This is a genomic window from Mesorhizobium sp. M1163, assembly GCF_040318415.1.
In the GTDB taxonomy this organism is placed as follows: domain Bacteria; phylum Pseudomonadota; class Alphaproteobacteria; order Rhizobiales; family Rhizobiaceae; genus Mesorhizobium.
In genome coordinates, this window is sequence record NZ_JAMYMF010000012.1 from 48,993 (window position 1) to 68,352 (window position 19,360).

General features: G+C 62.8%; 17 protein-coding genes. 8 read left to right on the forward strand and 9 right to left on the reverse strand.

Features of this window, described 5'->3' with window-relative positions:
- The first annotated feature begins 39 nt into the window (after window positions 1-39).
- The gene (locus tag NKH43_RS13790) at window positions 40-726 is read left to right on the forward strand and encodes an LOG family protein (protein ID WP_352858661.1); all 687 of its coding nucleotides are present in this window, start codon (window positions 40-42) and stop codon (window positions 724-726) included.
- Window positions 723-944 carry a hypothetical protein gene (locus NKH43_RS13795; RefSeq protein ID WP_023721327.1) on the forward strand — a complete coding sequence of 74 codons (222 nt, stop codon included), beginning with the start codon at window positions 723-725 and terminating at the stop codon, window positions 942-944. Before NKH43_RS13790 ends, NKH43_RS13795 begins: the two co-directional genes overlap by 4 nt.
- Here the strand turns inward: NKH43_RS13795 and NKH43_RS13800 are convergent.
- From NKH43_RS13800 to NKH43_RS13825, 6 genes are all read right to left on the reverse strand, one after another.
- The gene (locus NKH43_RS13800; protein ID WP_352858726.1) at window positions 941-2,995 is read right to left on the reverse strand and encodes a M3 family metallopeptidase; all 2,055 of its coding nucleotides are present in this window, start codon (window positions 2,993-2,995) and stop codon (window positions 941-943) included. The genes NKH43_RS13795 and NKH43_RS13800 overlap by 4 nt on opposite strands.
- 90 nt (window positions 2,996-3,085) lie before the next feature.
- A complete protein-coding gene (locus NKH43_RS13805; protein WP_023721325.1) occupies window positions 3,086-3,496 on the reverse strand; it encodes a hypothetical protein in 411 nt (136 codons plus the stop codon).
- Window positions 3,497-3,507: 11 nt separating this feature from the next.
- Complete coding sequence (locus NKH43_RS13810) at window positions 3,508-4,152, reverse strand: carbonic anhydrase (protein ID WP_023721324.1); 645 nt, start codon at window positions 4,150-4,152, stop codon at window positions 3,508-3,510.
- Between the two features lie 167 nt (window positions 4,153-4,319).
- Entirely contained in the window at window positions 4,320-5,333 is a 1,014-nt protein-coding gene (locus NKH43_RS13815; protein WP_352858727.1) for a transporter, read from the reverse strand.
- A gap of 95 nt (window positions 5,334-5,428) precedes the next feature.
- The gene (locus NKH43_RS13820; protein ID WP_352641292.1) at window positions 5,429-7,033 is read right to left on the reverse strand and encodes an inorganic phosphate transporter; all 1,605 of its coding nucleotides are present in this window, start codon (window positions 7,031-7,033) and stop codon (window positions 5,429-5,431) included.
- A gap of 120 nt (window positions 7,034-7,153) precedes the next feature.
- The gene (locus tag NKH43_RS13825; protein ID WP_352858662.1) at window positions 7,154-7,690 is read right to left on the reverse strand and encodes a TetR/AcrR family transcriptional regulator; all 537 of its coding nucleotides are present in this window, start codon (window positions 7,688-7,690) and stop codon (window positions 7,154-7,156) included.
- Between the two features lie 150 nt (window positions 7,691-7,840).
- On the opposite strand from NKH43_RS13825, the gene NKH43_RS13830 reads away from it, so the two are divergent.
- On the forward strand, window positions 7,841-9,118 hold the full coding sequence (locus NKH43_RS13830; protein ID WP_502905034.1) for an efflux RND transporter periplasmic adaptor subunit: 1,278 nt from the start codon (window positions 7,841-7,843) through the stop codon (window positions 9,116-9,118).
- Entirely contained in the window at window positions 9,115-12,198 is a 3,084-nt protein-coding gene (locus tag NKH43_RS13835; protein ID WP_352858663.1) for an efflux RND transporter permease subunit, read from the forward strand. Before NKH43_RS13830 ends, NKH43_RS13835 begins: the two co-directional genes overlap by 4 nt.
- A 70-nt stretch (window positions 12,199-12,268) precedes the next feature.
- Here NKH43_RS13835 and NKH43_RS13840 read toward each other — a convergent pair whose 3' ends face one another.
- On the reverse strand, window positions 12,269-12,733 hold the full coding sequence (locus NKH43_RS13840) for a L,D-transpeptidase (protein ID WP_023721319.1): 465 nt from the start codon (window positions 12,731-12,733) through the stop codon (window positions 12,269-12,271).
- Between the two features lie 595 nt (window positions 12,734-13,328).
- Between NKH43_RS13840 and NKH43_RS13845 the strand changes: the two genes are divergently transcribed.
- Entirely contained in the window at window positions 13,329-13,496 is a 168-nt protein-coding gene (locus tag NKH43_RS13845; protein WP_352641299.1) for a hypothetical protein, read from the forward strand.
- Between the two features lie 78 nt (window positions 13,497-13,574).
- Here the strand turns inward: NKH43_RS13845 and NKH43_RS13850 are convergent, their stop codons facing one another.
- Window positions 13,575-14,261: a winged helix-turn-helix domain-containing protein gene (locus NKH43_RS13850; protein WP_352788012.1), complete on the reverse strand. Its 687-nt coding sequence runs from the start codon at window positions 14,259-14,261 to the stop codon at window positions 13,575-13,577.
- A 46-nt stretch (window positions 14,262-14,307) separates the two neighbouring features.
- Between NKH43_RS13850 and NKH43_RS13855 the strand changes: the two genes are divergently transcribed.
- Window positions 14,308-15,087 carry a response regulator gene (locus tag NKH43_RS13855; protein WP_352788054.1) on the forward strand — a complete coding sequence of 260 codons (780 nt, stop codon included), beginning with the start codon at window positions 14,308-14,310 and terminating at the stop codon, window positions 15,085-15,087.
- 39 nt (window positions 15,088-15,126) lie between these two features.
- Window positions 15,127-17,214, forward strand: coding sequence for a PAS domain S-box protein (locus tag NKH43_RS13860; RefSeq protein ID WP_352858664.1), 2,088 nt, complete (start codon window positions 15,127-15,129; stop codon window positions 17,212-17,214).
- Window positions 17,215-17,309: 95 nt separating this feature from the next.
- Here NKH43_RS13860 and NKH43_RS13865 read toward each other — a convergent pair whose 3' ends face one another.
- On the reverse strand, window positions 17,310-17,714 hold the full coding sequence (locus tag NKH43_RS13865) for a hypothetical protein (RefSeq protein ID WP_352588159.1): 405 nt from the start codon (window positions 17,712-17,714) through the stop codon (window positions 17,310-17,312).
- Window positions 17,715-18,134: 420 nt separating this feature from the next.
- Here NKH43_RS13865 and NKH43_RS13870 point away from each other — a divergent pair, with 420 nt between their 5' ends.
- Window positions 18,135-19,337: an aromatic ring-hydroxylating oxygenase subunit alpha gene (locus NKH43_RS13870; protein WP_352858665.1), complete on the forward strand. Its 1,203-nt coding sequence runs from the start codon at window positions 18,135-18,137 to the stop codon at window positions 19,335-19,337.
- The last annotated feature ends 23 nt before the right edge of the window (window positions 19,338-19,360 follow it).

Sequence of the window (19,360 nt, forward strand, 5' to 3'; positions counted from 1 at the left end):
AGGACCATCGTTCAACTGAAGCCAAATGGAGACAGAGCCATGTTCGGAATTTTCAATGACGACGATGCGCCTTCCCTGAAGGGGCTGCTCTATCCGACGCAGACCCGTATCGGCACCGTCTGCGTGTTCGGCGGCGCCCGCGCCGGCAACGACCGGCGCCTCGCGCAAGCGGCCGCGGCGCTGGGCCGCGAAATCGGCAGTGCCGGCATCCGCCTCGTCTATGGCGGCGGCGGTGAAGGGTTGATGGGCGCCGTGGCTTCCGCGGCGGCAGACGCCGGCGGCGAGGTGATCGCGATTGCGCCGCACTTCCTTCTGGAGCGGATGCGGATGCCGCGCGGCGTCGCCCAAATCATAGCGGTTCCGGACATGCACATGCGCAAGCGGCTGATGTTCGACTATGCGGATGCATTTGTAGCGCTGCCGGGCGGAATCGGCACCATCGAGGAACTGGCCGAAGTGATGACCTGGCGCAAGCTCGACCGGCACGACAAGCCGATCCTGGTCGCCGACTTCTTCGGTTTCTGGTCGCCCTGGCTCGACCTGCTCGATCATCTCGAGGAGGCGGGGTTTCTCAGCGGCCACGTGTCGACGGCATGTCTTGTTGCCGACGTGCCGGCGGCAATCCTGCCGATGCTGCAGCGCGGCGTCTGCTTCACGCAAACGCAGCAAGGCGCGAGTACCGTCGGGCGCACCGCTCAATCTCTGGCACCCGTGGCGACACCATGACCGGAGCTGTCGATATGAAGGACCGCTTCGAAGCCATAGCGAACCCAAGCTGCCGGTTCGATATCTGGGACAATGAGAGCGGCGAGCCCGTGGTCCATCGCGGCCGATTGCTCTCCTTTGCCACGACCAAGACGGCGGAGCGGATCGCCGGCTTCCTCAACGAGACAGCCGCGGCCGGTGAGGCCGAGCCGGCCCGAGAAGGGCCGGGCAAGGCTTAGACCAGTCCGCGCTTGGCCATCATTGCTTCCGGTGAAGGCATCTTGCCGCGGAAGGCGGTGTAGAGTTCTTCGGGGTCCTTCGAGCCGCCGGCGGCGTAGATGTTCTTGCGCAGCCGCTCGGCCAGCGCCGGGTTGAACGGATCGCCTGCTTCCTCGAAGGCGGCGAAGGCGTCGGCGTCGAGCACTTCCGACCACATGTAGGAATAATAGCCGGCCGAATAGCCATCGCCGGCAAAGATATGGCCGAAATGCGGAGTGCGGTGACGCATCGCGATGGTGTCCGGGATATTGAGCCTTTCGAGCGTTTCGGCTTCGAAACGAAGCGGCTCTTGCGGCGCCTCCGGGCGCGCATGGTAGGCCATGTCGACCAAGGCCGAGGCGGTGAACTCGACCGTGGCGAAGCCGGCGCCGAAGGTGCGCGCCGCCAGCATCTTGTCGACCAGCGCCTTTGGCATCGGCTTGCCGGTCTTGACATGCAGCGCATGTTTTTCCAGCACCGCCGGTACCGTCAGCCAGTGTTCGTAGAGCTGCGAGGGCAGCTCGACGAAATCGCGGCTGACCGAGGTGCCAGCGACCGATGGCCAGGTGACGTCGGTCAGCATACCGTGCAGGGCATGACCGAATTCGTGGAACAGCGTCTTGGCTTCATCGACCGACAGCAAGGCGGCCTCGCCGGCCGGCGGCTTGGCGAAATTCATGATATTGTAGATGACCGGCTTCGAGCCAGGACCAAGCTTATAGCCGGATTTGAGTGCACTCATCCAAGCGCCGGAGCGTTTCGAGGGTCGCGCGAAATAATCGGCGAGGAAAAGGCCGCGCTCGCTGCCGTCGGCATTCTTCACGACGAAAACACGTGCGTCCGGATGCCAGGTGGCAATGCCCTTCTTTTCCTCGAAAGAAATGCCGAACAATCGTGTCGCCACGTCGAAACAGGCGTCGATGATGCGGTCGAGCTGCAGATACGGCTTCAGTTCGGCCTCGTCGAAAGCGAATTTCTCGGCGCGCAGCTTCTCCTGATAGAAGCGCCAGTCCCAGGCGGCGAATTTTTCATTGCTGCCGGCCTCGGCCGCCAGCCGCTGCAATTCGGCCTGGTCGGCGGCGGCCTTCTCCAATGCCTTTTTCCAAACCGGGTCGAGCAGCGTATGCACCGCCTCCGGCGTCTTGGCCATTGTGTCGTCGAGCTTCAACGCGGCATATGATTCGTAGCCGAGCAGCTTCGCCTTTTCGGCGCGCAGGCGCAGCATGTCGCGCACTACGTCCGTGTTGTCGGTGGCGCCGCCATTCTGGCCACGCATGATGAAGGCGCGGAACGCCGTCTCGCGCAGGTCTCGGCGTTCTGAGAAGGTCGAGAACGGCTCGTAGATCGAACGCGACAAGGTGACGGCGTAGCGGCCCTTCTGGCCGCGCATCTCGGCGGCTTCCGCCATCGAGCTTTTCAGGAATTCCGGCAGGCCGGCAAGGTCAGCCTCGTCGAGGAACAGCGCCCAGTCGCGCTCGTCGGCAAGCAGGTTCTGGCCGAAATTGGTGCCGAGCGACGACAATTCCTCGTTGATCGACGCCAGCCGCTTCTTGCCTTCGGCGTCGAGCTTGGCACCGGAGCGGACGAAGTTTTTCCAGGTCTTTTCCAGTACGCGCAGCGTTTCGGCATCGAGCTTCAGAGTCTCGCGGCGTTGATAGAGATCGTCGATGCGGGCAAAGAGGCGCTCGTTCATCGAGATCGCCGAGAAATGCCGCGACATCTTCGGCGAAATGTCGCGCTCCAGCGCCTGGATTGCCTCGTTGGTGTGGGCGCCAGCGCGGCACCAGAAGATCGACGAGACATGGTCGAGAGCCTCGCCGGCGAGTTCGAGCGCGGCAAGTGTATTGTCGATGGTCGGCGTCCCGGTGTTGCCGGCAATCGCCTCGATCTCGGCCTCATGCGTCTTCAGGGCGGCGTCGAACACCGGAGAAAAATCACCGTCGCCGATGCGCGTGAAATCGGGCAGGCCGAGCGGCCCTTGCCATTCAGTCAGCGGATGGGCGGCGAGGTCGACGGCGGACGGCATGGGCAAACTTTCGCTGGATGGCGGGAGGAGGCGGATCGTCACCGATGTAAGGCGCCGGCCGGCTCCACGCAACAGCACGCCCCGTTCATGATTTCCTCAGTAGCCGTCGCAGTTTTCCGCGATCGCGGCTTGCGAACTGGCGGTGATCTGGTCGTTGGCGACCGCAAAGGTCTCCTGCATCAGCATGTCGTTGCTGGGAAAATCATAGCAGGCGATCACAGTGGTGACGCCGCCCTCGGTCTTCTCGATCCGGTGGCGGATTTCGGCGCCGGCGACGGCGCCTTGCCACTCGGCGATCGAAGCGATGAATTCCTGCTTGCTTTGCACGACGCCGAGGTCGTCGAGCTTGATGCGGACGTCGTCGGCGAGCAGGTCCGACAATTCGGTGCGGTCGGCGACGAGCAGTGCCGAATACCAGCGGTCGATGATCGCGCTGTCGTCGGCGCGGGCGAAATCTGCCGAGCACAGCAGTGCTGCCGCCGCGAACGCGACCGGAATTCGCACCATGCCCTTGTCTCCTACTCCGTCTCCGGCCGCTCGAAATCGCCGGTCTCCTTGTTCATCACCCAAAGCTCACCGGTCGAAATATCGAACCAGGCGCCGTGCAGCGATAGCCGCCCCTTGCCTTCGAGGATCGAGACGCAAGGGAAGGTACGCAGATTGGCGATGGAATATCGGATCGATATGCGCTCCAGCGCGGTCTGGCGCTCGGTCGCGGTCATGAAGGTGCTGGACGATACGGTCTCGGCCGCCGGCGCGATCAGGCTCATCCATTTGCCGATGAAATCACCCGGCGACAACGGCGCGGCCGTGGTGTCGAGTGCCGCGCGGATGCCGCCGCAGCGGCCGTGGCCCATCACCACGATGTTCTTGACCTTGAGGCTCTGCACGGCAAATTCGAGCGCTGCCGATGTCGAGTGGAACTGATCGTCGGGCGCATAGGGCGGCACCAGATTGCCGACATTGCGCAGCACGAACAGTTCGCCCGGCCCAGCATCGAAGATCGCTTCGGGCGCGGCGCGGGAATCGCAGCACGCGACGATCATAGTTTCCGGTGCCTGGCCTTCCCGGGCCAGTGCGCGATAACGCCCGCTTTCGGTGAGATAGCGGCCACTCATGAAATTGCGGTAGCCGGTGAGAAGATGCTCGGGAAGATGGGGCATGGGCAGCGGCGGGAGCCTTTCCGGGTTAAAGGCACGGTTCAATCCCGAAAGGCTCTAGCGCATCGGCCCGAAAATCGGAACCGATTTTCGGAAGGCGGGACGGCGTGGTTTCGACGTGCCAGCCCGTACTTTGCATACAGGCGAACGAACGCCGCCATTAGTCGGCCTCAGAACCGCAGTTTGGCGCCGGCGCGCAGCAAAAGCCAGTAGAACAGGCCGGTCGCGCCGACCGCGAGCAGCATCGCCAGGATGAAGCCGCTGGGGCTGTCGGTGAATGGCAGCCCGCCGGTGTTCATGCCGAATATGCCGACGATCAGGGTGCCCGGCAAAAGCAGTGCGCTCATCACTGCCAGCGCCTTGAGGCTGCGGTTCGATTCGTCGGCAAGCTCGGCCGCAAGCTCCTCCTGCAGCAGCCTTGCCCGGTCGTTGATCATGACGACCTCGCGGTCGAGCCGTTCCAGGCGGGCAGCAAGCCGGCGCAGAACTTCATGTGCGCCGGCGGAAAGGTTCCAGGCGGAACGGTCTTCATCCTGGAAAAGTGCTGCCAGGGCCGAGATCGGCCGATGCAAGGATACGGCAAGGCGGCGCACATCCTTCAGCTGTCGTCTTTCGTCGGCAAGCCGCTCGGTCACGAGATGGTCCTCGACCGCATCGAGCCGCTTCGTCGCCGCGGCGAGCCGCAGGCTGGTGGTCTTGCAAAAAGCCATGACCAGCGTTTCGAACAGCTCGAATGCTGTGGCGGGCCGCAGCCCCGCGGCAAGGGCGGTGTGCACTTCCTCCACCGCCGCCAGCGGATGGCGGCGGCCGGTGACCAGCAGCCGCTCCGAGACCGCAAAATGCAATCTGCCGATGGTCGTCGACTGATGGGCGATCTCGCCATGCAGGTCGGCGGAAATGCCGTGGACGACCCCATTCTCATGCGCCAGCACCAGGCTGTCCTCATGTCCTTCGAGGATTGCATGAGCCGACGCCGGCAGCGCGCAGGCATGGCTGACCCAGGAATGGGCGCGCCGGTCGACAAGGTCGACATGCAGCCAGACCCAGCCGTCCAGTGAGGCCAGCGCGGCCTCTATGTCCCGGGGCGCCAGCGATTCGGGAGCTTTGCCGGGAGCGGCATGATAGGCCCAGACCAGCCCGGGGGCATGATGCTGGTCGTCCGCGGAAGCAATGTCAGATGCGATGCGTCATTCATGGCCGCCGCCGAGACAATGCACGTTCAGGATCCGGGCGGCGCCGGAGCCGGCGCCGCGACATTCTGGCCAAGTCCTATCCCCGCTCAGAATATCTGGCGGAAGATGACGAACAGCACGAAGGCAAGACAGATGGAGACCGGAAGGGTCAGTATCCAGGCCATCAGCATGTTGCGCACTGTCGACCATTGCAGGCCCGAGCCGTTCGCCGCCATGGTGCCGGCAACGCCCGACGACAGCACATGGGTGGTCGAGACCGGCAGGCCGAGATAGTCGGCCGATGCGATGGTCGCCATTGCAACAAGCTCTGCGGACGCACCCTGGCCGTAGGTCAGATGGCTTTTGCCGATCTTCTCGCCGACGGTGACGACGATGCGCTTCCAGCCGACCATGGTGCCGAGGCCGAGCGCCAGCGCGATGGCGACCTTGACCCAGAGCGGGATGAACTTCGTCGCGTTGTCGACCGCCTTGTGATAGGTCGTCACCGCCTTCAGGTCGTCGACCTCCATCGGCAGCAGCTTCTTCTTGTCGATCAGTTTCAGCGCTTCACCGATAAGATAGATGTTGTTGCGGGCGTTGCTGACCAGCGTTGTCGGCAGCTTTTCCACGGACGGATAGGGCGACAACATTGCGCTAGTGTCGTGGATGAAGCTCTGCAGGGCAGGCGTGGTCTCGTCCTTCCAGGTCTTGGTGCGAACGGCGTCACCGACCACGGTTGCCGCGTCGGTCACGGCGACGCCGGGCTTGACGTATTTGCCGAGTACCGTTTCGACCTGCGTCGCTGCGGACTTGTAAGCTTCGAGATAGTTCACGTCCGGTGTGCGGTTGAGCGCGAAGGCGGTCGGCACCACGCCGATCAGGATGAGCATGATGAGGCCCATGCCCTTTTGCCCGTCATTGGAGCCGTGGGCAAAGCTGACGCCGGTGCAGGTGAAGATGAGCAGCGCCCGGATCCACAGCGGCGGCGGAGCGCTCGACTTCGGCGCCTCGTAAAGCTCGCGGTTCCTGACCAGCAGCTTCATCACCAGAAGCAGCAGCCCAGCCAGGCAAAACCCGACCAGCGGCGAGATCAGAAGCGACAGGCCGACATTGCTTGCCTGCGACCAGTCGATGCCGCTGGTGATGGAACCGGCCGGCGCCGTGAACTGGTTGGCGAGGCCGACGCCGATGATCGAACCGATCAGCGTGTGCGAGCTCGAGGCAGGCAGGCCGAGATACCAGGTTCCGAGATTCCACATGATCGCTGCGACCAGCAGCGCGAAGACCATGGCCAGCCCGGAGCTTGATCCGACCTGAAGGATCAGTTCGACCGGCAGCAGCGAAATGATGCCGAAGGCGACCGCCCCGCTGGCGGTGAGCACGCCGAGGAAGTTGAAAAAGCCGGACCACATCACTGCAAGCTCGGCCGGCATGGAATGGGTGTAGATCACCGTTGCCACCGCATTGGCGGTGTCGTGAAAACCGTTGACGAATTCGAAGCCGAGCGCGATCAGCAGCGCCAGGCCAAGCAGGATCCACGGCACCGCGACGGTGCTGGTCAGGTCCTGGCTGAGCGCGTAGCCGACATAGGCAAGGCCGCCCAGGATGATGACGGCGAAGGCCGGCAGAAACCATTTGCCGGTGCTGTTCGGCCGGTCGAGCGGATGCTCCGGCCTTGGAATTCCTGCTTCGCTGGAAACAATATCGACCATACCCCACTCCTCTTGCATTGCAGCAAAGAATGGGAGGACGCTAGGTCGGCACAATGAAGCCTGTGTGACAGCAGGGCACTTTGAGATTGGAGTAGATAGTGCTGGACGGGGGGTCCGGATCTATTCCGCGATCTCAAGCAGGGTCGATATCAGCAGCCGGCGCTCGTCGGCGGAGAGAATGTCCGAACCGAACAGGTTCATGCTGCGAAGCCCTTCGATGGCGAGATAGCAGACCAGCAGCGCCTTGAGATTCGGCGTCTCCTGCTTCAGCCGCTCGAACACTTGCCGCCTGAACGATTTTATCGGCGTCAGGAAATCGGGATCCTCGGCAATCGCCGAAAATATCCAGGATGCCGACGGTTTCGACTCCTCGGCATGCTCGGCCGAAAGCCTGACATAGGCCGCAAGCGGGCTCTCGCCGCTGACGCCGTTGGTGCGGGCGGCCTCAAGCGCCTGTTGGAACGCGCTGAGGTAATCCTCCACCAGCGCCTGCATCAATTTCGCCTTGGTCGGGAAATTGTAGAGAAGACCACCCTTCGACACGCCGGCACGGCTGGCGACCGCATCCAGCGACAGGCTGCCGGGACCCGTCTCGCGCGCCACGTCGGCGGCGGCGGCGAGGATCTTCTCGCGCGAATTTGTTCTGCGGGCCTTCATCAATCGTTCCCCATTCATTAGCTTAAGCGGAATTGACAAGACCGTCCAGACGGTACAGTAAGATTGCCGTCATTTGAAATTGGGACCAGTCACAGGTATGTGTTCCGGTCATCCGACCGTTATGCTGGGCCATGGCCGAGGGGACTGTTCGTGATCAAGCGCTTCATCATCGCCTTCATTCTGCTCGTGCTGGTGTGCGGCGGCATCGTCGGCTTCAACCTGTTCCGCGACAATGCGATCAAACAGTTTTTCGCCACCATGAAGCCGCCGGCCGCGACCGTGTCGACGGTCATCGTCAAACCGATGTCCTGGACGCCCGGCGTCGAGGCGATCGGTACTGTCAGTGCCGTGCGCGGCGTCGACCTGACCGTCGAAACCGCGGGTATCGTCAAGGACATCCAGTTTCATGCCAATCAGAAGGTCGCCGCCAACGCCGTGCTGCTGCAGCTCGACGATGCCGTCGAGCGGGCCGACCTCGTGGCGTCGAAGGCGCAAGCCACATCCGACCAGACGACGCTGATGCGCGCTCTTGAGCTGCAGAAGCGCGGGGTCGGCACCGACGCTACGCTGGACACGGCGCAGGCGGCAGCATCGGTCTCCTCCGCGCAGGTAAACAAGCTGCAAGCGGTGCTCGACCAAAAGCAGTTGACGGCCCCTTTCAAGGGCACCGTCGGTATTCCGAAAATCGACATTGGCCAGTATCTCACACCCGGCACCGCCGTGGTGACCTTGCAGGACATGGACACGATGCGTGTCGATTTCACCGTGCCGGAGCAGCAGCTTCCGCTGCTGAAGATCGGACAGACGGTGCGGCTGGGCATTGGCGGCGGCGACATGCCGTTCGCCGGCATCATCCGCGGTATCGATCCGAAGATCGACCCGACGAGCCGGCTGGTGACGGTGAGGGCGGAGGTCGCCAATCCTGAAGGCAAGCTGACGCCCGGCCAGTTCGTCCAGGTGCGTGTCGAACTGCCGGAGGAGAACAACGTGCTGGCGCTGCCGCAGACTGCGCTGACCTCCAGCCTGTACGGTGACTTCGTCTTCGTGGTGCGCCCGGCCAAATCCGCAGAAGTCAACGGCGCGGCTCCCGAGGCAAAGCCGGAAGAAAAACCAGCCGCGGATGCTGCCAAGCCCGCTGCCGAAGCACCCGCGGCAAAACCCGAAGAAAAGCCGGGCGCTACCCCAGCCAAACCGGCAGCGGAAGCCAAACCGGCAGCGGAAGAACAGAAGCCGCAGCTCGTGCTCGCCCAGGTGTTCGTCAAGCCAGGCCGCCACAACGCCGGCCTGGTCGAGATCCTGGAAGGCATCCAGCCCGGCGACGAAGTCGTTACCGCCGGCCAGAACCGGCTCTCCAACGGCATGTCCGTTGCCGTCGACAACACAATCGATCCGAGCAAGCCGGGGAACCAGCAGGCAGCCCAGCAATGAGCTTTTCCGACCTCTTCATCCGCCGCCCGGTCCTTTCGACCGTGCTTGCCTGCATGATCCTGCTTCTGGGTTTTCAGGGCATCTTCAACCTTTCGATCCGGCAGTATCCAGAGGTTGAAGAAACGGCCATCACGATCACCACGGCCTATCCCGGCGCCAGCGCCGACCTGATCCAGGGGTTCATTTCCGCGCCGATCGCGCGTGCTGTCGCTTCGACCGAAAACATCGATTATGTCACGTCGGCGAGCCGGCCGTCATCCAGCACCGTGACAGTGCAGATGAAACTCGGCTCCGACCCCGACGTTGCGCTGAACGAAGTCCTGTCGAAGGTTCAGAGCGTTCGCGGCGATCTGCCGGACGAAACCAAAGACCCGGTGATCGTCAAGGGCACCGGCCAGCAGTTCGCGATGATGTACATCTCGATGCAGAACCCGAACATGACGCCGGAACAGCTCACCGAATATATCGAGCGCGTCGTGCGGCCGCGTATGTCGACGGTCGAAGGTGTTGCCGACGTGCAGATTTTCGGCGCCGCCGAATATTCGATGCGTGTCTGGATCGACCCGATCAAACTGGCGGCGCGCGGTGTGACGGCGGCGGAAGTGCTGACCGCCATTAACGAATCGAATTTCCTCTCCGCGCCCGGCGATACCGAAAACGAATATGTGGCTTCCTCGATCACGGTTCGCTCGACCCTGCAGACGCCGGAGGCTTTCGCTGCCCTTCCGCTCCGCTCGAAAGACGGCAATGTGGTGAGACTGCGCGACGTGGCCCGCGTCGAACTCGCCGCGGTGAACACCGACACCAGGGTCACCTTCAACGGCAAGCCCGGCATCTTTCTCGCCATCTTTCCGACGCCGGCCGCCAATCCACTGACCACCGCGGCGGCGATCCACAAGATTGTGCCGACGATCCAGGAGACGCTGCCGCTCGGCATGACGATCGAGATCGTCTATGACTCGACCGAGCAGATCAGCGCGTCGATCGAGGAGGTGTTCAAGACCATCGGCGAGGCGGTCGCCATCGTCATCGTCGTCATCCTGCTCTTCCTCGGCTCGTTCCGCTCGGTGCTGATGCCGATCGTGACCATTCCGCTGTCGCTGATCGGCGTCTGTTTCCTGCTGTTTTCTTTGGGTTATTCGATCAACCTTTTGTCGTTGCTGGCCATGGTGCTGGCGATCGGACTGGTTGTTGACGATGCCATCGTGGTGGTGGAAAACATCCACCGCCACATGGAGGAAGACGGCTTGTCGCCGATGCAGGCGGCTTTCAACGGCATGCGGGAGATCTCCTCCGCCGTCGTCGCCATGACGATAACGTTGGCCGCCGTGTTCGCGCCGCTGGCCTTCACCGGCGGCCTGACAGGCGCACTGTTTCGCGAATTCGCAGTGACGCTTGCCGGCTCGGTGGTCCTTTCGGGTGTCGTTGCCCTAACCGTCACGCCGATGATGTCGGCACGCATCCTGAGGGCCGGCTCGCACAGCCGCTTCCAGCGCATTGTCGACAACACGTTCGGGCGCGTCGAAAACGTCTATGAGCGGCTGGTCAGCGGCTCGCTGAAATATCGCCCGGTGACGCTGATGATCGTCATCGCACTGGTCGCCACGACCGGCTTCATGTTCACCAAGACCGCGAGCGAACTGGCGCCGGAAGAAGACCAGGGCTTCTTGCTGTCTATTGTGAACGCACCGCGCTATGCGACGTCGGACTACACCGAGACCTATGTGAACCAGATTCTCGGGCTAGTGAATGATATCCCCGAAACCAGGGCGCGGTTCTCCGCCGTCGCGTTCCAAGGCCCGACGAACAGCGCTTTCGTCGGCTTTGCGTTCAAGGACTGGGCCGAGCGCGCGCGCAGCTCGAAGGAACTTCAGGAAGACATCACTGCCCGCCTTGCCAAGGTGGCGGGCGTCGAGGCTTTCGTCTTCGCACCGCCGACACTGCCCGGCTCCGGCGGCGGCCTGCCAATCACGATGGTGGTGCGCTCGACCGGCGAGGCCTCCCAAGTGTACGAGGCGGCCGAGAACATCAAGAACAAGGCGCAGGCCTCCGGTCGCTTCCTCGCGGTGCAGAATTCGATGTCCTACGATGCGCCGCAAGTGACGGTGACGATCGACCGCGACCGCGCCGCGGCACTCAACCTGCCGATCGCCGATATCGGCCGGACGCTGACCCTCTTGGTCGGTGGCGCCGAGGTGGCGCAATTCGACCGCGAATCCAACAGCTACGACATCATCCCGCAGGTGCCGCAGAGCTTTCGCGACAATCCCGAAAAACTGGGGGAGTATTTCGTGCGCAGCGTCTCGGGTGAGATGGTGCCGCTCTCTGCGGTGGTGAAGATCTCGACCAACGCGTCGCCGGCGGCGATCGAGCAGTTCAACCAGTTGAATTCCGCAACGATTTCCGCCCTGCCGCTGCCTGGCGTCACCACCGGCGACGGTTTGAAAGCGATCGAGGATATCGCCAAGGAGAGCCTGCCCGACACTTTCTTCATCGACTATACCGGCCAGTCGCGGCAGGAGAAGCAACAGGGCTACACGATCATCATCGCCTTCGCGGCAGCCGTTCTCGTCATCTATCTGGTGCTGGCGGCGCAGTTCGAAAGTTTCCGCGATCCGTTGATCATCATGATGGCGGTGCCACTCTCGATCTTCGGCGCGATCGTGCCGCTTAATGTCGGGCTCGGCACCCTCAACATCTACACCCAGGTCGGCTTGATTACGCTGATCGGCCTGATCACCAAGCACGGCATCCTTCTGGTCGAGTTCGCCAACCAGCAGCGTGAAATGCACGGCATGCGGCGGGGCGATGCGATCATCGCGTCGGCCAAGGTGCGGCTGCGGCCGATCCTGATGACGACGGCGGCGATGGCGCTCGGAGTGGTGCCGCTGATCATCTCCAGCGGCGCTGGTGCCGCGGCACGCTATTCGATGGGCCTGGTGATCTTCACCGGCATCCTGGTCGGAACCATGTTCACGCTCTTCGTGGTGCCGATGTTCTACACGTTTATCGCCAGCAAGGACCTGCCGCATCACGCCGAAAAGCCGGACGCCAAGCTGATGCCGGTGATGCCGGATTAGATTGTACTAACATTGCACAATAAAGAAGGCCGGATTTCCGGCCTTTCTTGGGAGCTACGAAAAGCATCGCTCATTTGACGATGACGATGCTGGTGTTGGCCGGGCCGAAGACCTCGACGAGCTGATAGAAATCGGCGGCGTTGTCCGGATGCAGACGCACGCAGCCATGCGAGGCCGGCTGGCCGAGGCGCTTGATGGCGCTTGTCGCATGTACGGCGTAGCCGCCGCTGAAGAACACCGAATGCGGCATCGGGGCGTTGTCGTATTTCTTCGAATACCACATTTCATGCATGCGGGTCGGCTTGAACGAACCGGTCGGCGTGACGTGCGTCCTGTCGCCGGTCGAGACTTTCCAGGCGAATGTCGGCCGGCCGTCGACCAGGATTTCCATGGTCTGCTGCGATAGCGACACACGCGCGACGATCTTGTTGGCGGCGGCGTGGGCTGCGCTGTTGCCGGCACTGACAAGCAAGGCAGCACCGGTGATGACGGCGGCGGCGATGTTGATGAGCTTGGCGGAAATGGCGGTGTACATGATGTCTCCCCTATTCTGCCGGTCGGGGCCGGCTCAATTCGATGACCGGCTTATCGGGGCGTCATGTTTCGAGCCGATTTCGCTAGATGCTCGTTTGTGTTTCGATTCTGTTTCCCCCGGGTTAACAGAAAACGCCGTGCAAAGCGGCTTACAGCTGTTGGACGTCGTCATGACAGCGGCGGCGTGTTTGCCTAAGCGGATCAGCCAAACCGCGGCACGAATACGCGATTGTCTTTCGTTTGAGAGGAATTCCACCTGACTCCGAAACCGAGCTGCAACAAAGCGCGGCCTCGGCGGCATGATCCGGATACAGCGAACGGGCAAAGTTGACGTAACGAAAACAGCGGGCAACGAACGATCGGAAGCCAACACTGTTTTCGCTACGGTCTGGATTGTCTGGACAGTTTCCAGCCTGCGCGTCGACCGGCTCAAGCCCCGGGCGGCTTAGAGCCGTTGAGGATGCGCGGCGCCTCCGGCAACTTGCAGCCGAGAGGACCGAAGGCCCGCGCCGCAACGGGGGGCTCCGCTGGCGGCGCGGGCGGTTAGGGGGTTCCCCTGAAGCGCCCGTAAATCCCAATTTTGAGGAAAGAACAGGATGAAAACGAAATTCGCCGCTTCCGTGCTTTCTGCCCTGCTCTACGTGCAGGGCCTGCTCGGCATTGCCGGCCTCGCAACCGTGCTGCTGAAGGAACGTGCGCATGCCGGCGAGGTCAGCACGAACAGTGACATGCCGTCAGGCCCGTCGCTTCTCGTGGCGCGCTGAGGAAAGAGCATCGGACCCAAAAGCGGGAACCGGTTTTAGGAAAATCCGATACTCAAAAAAGGGGTGGCTGTCCTGCATTCAATCGGCGAATTGCGTTGGCGGATCGAACCGGTAACCCGCACCCCGTATGGTGGTGATGGTTTCGGTGTCGAGCTTGCGGCGCAGCCGCACGATGCGCGAATCGATCGACCGGTCGAAGGCTTCGGCATTTTCGGCGGGCGCGGCGGCGATGATGTCGTCACGCGTCAGCACCTTGCGCGGGCTGGCCAGGAACAGCCTGAGCAGCGCCACCTGCCCGGCGGACAGCTGTTCTTCCGTGCCCGAGCGGTGCATGACGATGGCCGACCGGAGATCGACGGTCGCGTTCTCCAGCACGATCAATTCCCCGGCGTTCCTGCCGCGCCGAGCCAGCAGGCCGCCAACGCGGGCGGCAAGCTCCCTGACATTGAGCGGGCTTTCGACGACGTCGGCGGCGCCGAGCTCGAGCGCCAGCACCTTGTCGACCAGATCGGCCGGGCGGCAGATCAGGATGAAATCCGGTCCACCTTCGCCGCCATGTCGCCTGAGCAGGTCGCGCCCCTCCGCCTGGCTGACGCTGTCGCCGACAACCACGACATCGATACCCTTTTCAGAAAGCAGCGATTCGGCTTCCCACGGCTGTCGCGCGGCGCGGACGTCATGACCGCGTCGCTTGAGATGATCGGCGAGATCGGTCGCAATTACTTCAGCGACGGAAACAAGCGCGATGACGGATCGTGCAGCCATGTTTTTCTACCCCGCATACGGCAACCCAAGAAGAGTGCTGGACATCATGTTTATACCCAATCTACTTTCCGCTGAAAGCGGGAGCGAACGCATCGTGCGGGCACGAATTGTCATTGTCGAGGACGAGCCCGACCTGAGGGACGCGGTCGCCGAGTATCTCGGCGCCAGCGGCTATGATGTGGCCACGGCCGAAAGTGCGGTGGCGGCGCGCGACCTGTTGGAAGCCCAGTCCTTCCATCTGGCCATTCTCGACATCGCCATGCCGGGCGAGGACGGCCTGTCGCTCGGCCGCTGGATGCGGTCGAAAATGCCGATCGGCATCATCTATGCGACGGCCGCCGGTACCGCGCTCGACCGCATCGTCGGACTGGAGCTCGGCGCTGACGACTACATCGTCAAGCCTTACGAGTTGCGCGAAGTGCTGGCCAGGGTGCGCAGCGTGCTGCGCCGCGTTCCGGAGCCGACCGAACCACAAAAAGCCAAGGCTGAAACATCCGGTGGCCGCCGGTCCGTGAGCTTCGGCGCCTTTCACGCCGACCTCGACGGCAGGCTCGTCACCGGCGCCAACGGTGCGGTCATCGACATGGCCAAGAGCGAGTTCGACGTGCTGGAGGTGTTCCTTACCCGCGCCAACCGGCTGTTGACGCGGGCGGCGATCTCCGAGGCGATCGGTTTCGTCGAGGACGCGGAATCGTCCCGCGCCGTCGACATCCGCATCATGCGGCTGAGAAAGAAGATCGAGGCGGATCCGGCCAATCCGAAATTCCTGCGCACGGTGCGCGGCGAAGGCTATATCTTCTCGCTGCCAGCCGGCGAAAATAACTGAGGCCTGGCGGCTTGAGCAAGCCACGGCCAGGAAATGACCATGACGGCTGAAACAGCACGCGCGGACTCGCAGGGCGCCAGGCAGGGCGCGGCGATGGCGGCCGTGCATGTGGTTCGCCGGCTGCGCGAAGCCGGCGACTGGCAGCGCGAGATGGAGGGTATCCTCCAAACGCTTTGCGAAGCCATGGATTGTCACCGCGGCATCCTGTTTCGCCTGCGCGAACTGCCCGGCCAGGGCTTCGCCCAGTCGGTCGCCGCTTATTGGATCGCCCCCCGGTTTGGCGGCGAGCTGGCGTCACCGACCGTCATCATGCAGTCGGTCGTCGATTCGGACCCATTGCTGGAACAGCTGGCGGAGGACGAGCGCCAAGGCAAGATATTCGCCGGGCACACACGCGATCTCGAAGGCTTTCTGCGGACCGATTTCGAAAAGCAGAACATCAAGTCGTTCCTGTCGGTGTCGGTCTTTTCGCACGGCAATTTGTGGGGCACGCTGGCGGTCAACGACTGCGTCAACGAACGCGAATGGACCGACCAGGAAGAGGCGGCGCTGCACATGGTGGCACTCGCCATTGGCGACGCCATCGAACGGTCGCCCTCCGACGCGCATGCCAGTGACGTCATTCGCCGCACCATGCTACAGGCCTCGCTCGACGCCATCATCGTCATCGACGAGACCGGCTCGATCATCGAATTCAATCCGGCCGCCGAGAAGATGTTCGGCTATCGACGCAGCGATATCCTCGGCAAGGACCTGCTCGACACGGTCGTGCCGGAATATTACCGCAAAGGCTATGCGTCGGGCGCCGAATACATGTCGGGCCGCGGCGCGCCGATGGTCGGCCAGCGGCTCGAAACGGTCACCCAGAATGCCGCCGGCGAGGTTTTTCCGATCGAGCTGACGGCGACCGAGATGCGGGTCGCCGATCGCCATCTGATCTTCGGCTCCATCCGCGACCTGCGCGACAGATTGCGCGCTGAGGAGGAAATCAACCGTCAGCGCGAAAAACTGCACCAGAACGAGAAGATGGCGGCGATGGGCTCGCTGCTTGCGGGCGTTTCGCACGAGCTCAACAACCCGCTGGCCGTGGTCGTCGCCCAGTCGACGCTGCTGCATGAATTCGCCGCCGATCCGCAGACCAAAGTACGCGCCGAAAAGGTGCGCGCCGCTGCCGAGCGCTGCGGCCGTATCGTCAAAAGCTTCCTGTCGATGGTCCGCCTGCACCCGACGGCGCAGGCCGAGACCGACCTCAACCAGGTGATCCGCGCGGCACTCGAAGTGACCGCCTATGGCGCGCGATCAAGCGGCATCATCATCGACACCGATTTCGCCGGCGGCCCGCTGCTGGCCATGGCCGATGCCGACCACGTGACGCAGGTAGCCGCCAACTTCCTCATCAACAGCCAGCATGCCTTGGCCGGCATTGCCGGCGACCGGCGGATCAAGGTCCGGACGTTTCGCAGCGACCGCGGCAATCCCGGATTCTCGGTCGAGGACAACGGGCCAGGCGTGCCGGAAGCGATACGCTCACGCATATTCGAATCCTATTTCACCACCAAGCCAGTCGGCGTCGGTACCGGTATCGGCCTGTCGATTTCCAAATCGATCATCGAGCGGCACAATGGCAATATCTGGTTCGAGGAGGTTTCGCCGAGAGGCGTGCGTTTTGTCGTGCAGTTGCCGGCGATCGCTGCCGGCGCGATCGCCGCCGGCGACAGTCCGTCGCGGTCGAGCGGCTTGCGTCACGCGCTGATCATAGACGATGAGCCGGATGTCGCGGCGTCGCTGTCCGACATTCTGGAGTTGATGGGCATCAAGTCGCGGATCGTGCCGGCCTGGGTCTCGGCCGCCGCGACCCTGAGCGGCCACATGCCGCCGGACATCGTGTTTTCCGATTTGCGCATGCCCGGCACCAGCGGCATAGCCGCCTATCGCGAGCTGCTTGCCGAAATGCCGGATCTGGCGCGGCGTTTCGTGCTTGTCACCGGCGATCTGATCGGCGCAAAAGGCGAAATCGAGGCGCTGCCGGCGCCGCAGCGGCCGCCAATCCTCGAAAAGCCGTTCAGCACGCTGGATGTGCGCGGCGTGCTCTCGGCCATTGCCGAGCAGGTCGCTTTGGGCGGCTAGACTCCCAGAGAGACAAAAAAAGGAAAGAAAAAAGGCTCCCAGCCGACATTGCGGCGGGAGCCTGACTGGAGTGCTGGAGGGCGCTCGCGAAAAGATCAAAAAACGTTCGGCGTATCGGCCAGCGGGGCGGCGTTGGCGATCATGCGGACGGGCCGTGCCTTGCCCGACTGGGCAGCGATGGCGCGCAGGCAGTCCAGGCTCTCGGCGCCCCAGGCCTGACCCTTGCAGGCAAAATCGATGTCCGGGATCGGCAGGCGCGCCGTCTTGGTCGTGGTCGTCGCGCCGTCGACGAGGTTGACCGGCGGGTTCAGCGAGGCGAAGGCCGGACCGACGGTCGGCGTGAACGCCATGCCGGCAAACGCGGCAGCGGCCAATAGCAGGAACATCGCCATCGGGTGATCGCTGGCGCGCTGGCGCAGCGCCAGCTTCGGGCGCCGGTCGTTGCGCTGCGGACCCTGCAGGCGATGGTCGTTGTCGGTGATCTGGGTTTTCGTAGGCATCGTCGTTTCCTTCGGTGTTCTTCTTTTCCCTGTTGAAACGAACTTAACCGCACCTTGTAACGGGCCAACGATGATGGATTAACGATTGTGTAACCGGCATGAAACCAGGCCCGCGGCCATTCCGGGGGCAAACCGATGATGCGTAGCTGGCCGCACCGGTGACATTCAGCGCTCGTTTTCCGCTATCCACGGCACCGGATCCACGTCGACTTTTCCGGTCCACGGAGGGCTGGGCGCTCAACAAGCGTAAGGGGATTAACGCCCGGAATTCCCGGGATTTTCCCGGCTTCGATCGTTCGAGCTCGGCTCTCAATTACCGATCGGTTTCGCGTCGAGAATTCGCCCTATTCTCGCAAGCTATTGCATTTCAACAGAAAATATGCTTGTATTGAACGGCCATTCAATAAATAAGAGCCTTTTATGAACCCGCATCTGCGTGACGTGGCAATCCCCAACGATTGGGATCGGCGGGGCCTGCCGGGCTGGAGCTATCATTCCGACGCCTTGCTCGAACTCGAGAAAGAGCACGTCTTCCGCAATCACTGGCAGATCGCCGGCCATGTCTGCGACCTGCCGAACGCCGGCGACTATCTGACGATGGATGTGGTCGGCGAGCGGGCGCTGATCGTGCGCGGCAAGGATGGCGTGGTGCGCGCCTTCAACAATATGTGCCGCCACCGCGGCAGTCGCGTCGTTGCCGATAGCCAAGGCACTTGCAAGAATGCGCTGGTCTGCCCCTTTCATGGCTGGGTCTACAATCTCGACGGCACGTTGCGCGGCGCTGCCCGCCCGCGGTCCTTCCCCGACCTCGACAAGACCGAATTCGGCCTGATGCCGCTCGAGCTCGAAATCTGGATGGGCTTCATCTTCATCCGCTTCCGCAAGGGTGGCCCGCAGCCATCCGTTGCCGAGCTGTTGAAGCCGATCGAAGCCGAGATTGCCCATTACGGCGTCGCCGAGATGGTGTCGTCCTGGGGCATCTGGACCCAAAAGACGCCGGTCAACTGGAAGTCGGTGCGCGACGTCGACAATGAAGGCTACCACGTCGCCATGGCGCATCCGGCGCTGCAGGATCTTTATGGCGCGACCTACTTCGACGAGCCGTTCGTCAACGGCGTGTCGCGCTCGTTCGCCACTTACAACCCGCATGCCGGACGGCGCTGGAGCGTCGCGCAATACATCAAGCTCGCACCCGAGGCGAAGCAACTGCCGGAGCACCTGCGCAAGGCCTGGATCTATTACGGCATCTTCCCGAACAACGCGCTGTCGATCATGCCGGAGTCGGTGCAGTTCTATCAGGAGTTCCCGCTGTCGACGGGTGAGACGCTGCTGCGCGGCGCCATCTACCGCTATCGCGACGAGAGCAGGGAGCAGGCGGCTGCCCGCTACCTATCCTACCGCATCGACCGCGACACGCTGGCCGAAGATGTACAGCTTTCGATATGGTCCAACGAATCCATGCTGTCAGAAGCCTTCGGAGGTTTTTACCTCTCCGATCTCGAATATGGCGTGCGCACCCACCACGACCATTTGCGCAAGCAAATTCCCGTGCTCGGATTGGAGACCGCGCCCGAGGAGAAGGATATGTGGGCGCTCAACGAGGCGCTCAGATCACGCTCCTGACGCATGCCACCTAAAACGTTAGC

What these genes read in the sequence shown, in the direction of transcription:
- NKH43_RS13790 (WP_352858661.1), top strand. Translation starts at nt 40, where the DNA reads ATGTTCGGAATTTTCAATGACGACGATGCGCCTTCCCTGAAGGGGCTG.
- NKH43_RS13795 (WP_023721327.1), top strand. Translation starts at nt 723, where the DNA reads ATGACCGGAGCTGTCGATATGAAGGACCGCTTCGAAGCCATAGCGAAC.
- NKH43_RS13805 (WP_023721325.1), bottom strand. Translation starts at nt 3,496, where the DNA reads ATGGTGCGAATTCCGGTCGCGTTCGCGGCGGCAGCACTGCTGTGCTCG.
- NKH43_RS13810 (WP_023721324.1), bottom strand. Translation starts at nt 4,152, where the DNA reads ATGCCCCATCTTCCCGAGCATCTTCTCACCGGCTACCGCAATTTCATG.
- NKH43_RS13820 (WP_352641292.1), bottom strand. Translation starts at nt 7,033, where the DNA reads ATGGTCGATATTGTTTCCAGCGAAGCAGGAATTCCAAGGCCGGAGCAT.
- NKH43_RS13825 (WP_352858662.1), bottom strand. Translation starts at nt 7,690, where the DNA reads ATGAAGGCCCGCAGAACAAATTCGCGCGAGAAGATCCTCGCCGCCGCC.
- NKH43_RS13835 (WP_352858663.1), top strand. Translation starts at nt 9,115, where the DNA reads ATGAGCTTTTCCGACCTCTTCATCCGCCGCCCGGTCCTTTCGACCGTG.
- NKH43_RS13840 (WP_023721319.1), bottom strand. Translation starts at nt 12,733, where the DNA reads ATGTACACCGCCATTTCCGCCAAGCTCATCAACATCGCCGCCGCCGTC.
- NKH43_RS13845 (WP_352641299.1), top strand. Translation starts at nt 13,329, where the DNA reads ATGAAAACGAAATTCGCCGCTTCCGTGCTTTCTGCCCTGCTCTACGTG.
- NKH43_RS13850 (WP_352788012.1), bottom strand. Translation starts at nt 14,261, where the DNA reads ATGGCTGCACGATCCGTCATCGCGCTTGTTTCCGTCGCTGAAGTAATT.
- NKH43_RS13855 (WP_352788054.1), top strand. Translation starts at nt 14,308, where the DNA reads ATGTTTATACCCAATCTACTTTCCGCTGAAAGCGGGAGCGAACGCATC.
- NKH43_RS13860 (WP_352858664.1), top strand. Translation starts at nt 15,127, where the DNA reads ATGACGGCTGAAACAGCACGCGCGGACTCGCAGGGCGCCAGGCAGGGC.
- NKH43_RS13865 (WP_352588159.1), bottom strand. Translation starts at nt 17,714, where the DNA reads ATGCCTACGAAAACCCAGATCACCGACAACGACCATCGCCTGCAGGGT.
- NKH43_RS13870 (WP_352858665.1), top strand. Translation starts at nt 18,135, where the DNA reads ATGAACCCGCATCTGCGTGACGTGGCAATCCCCAACGATTGGGATCGG.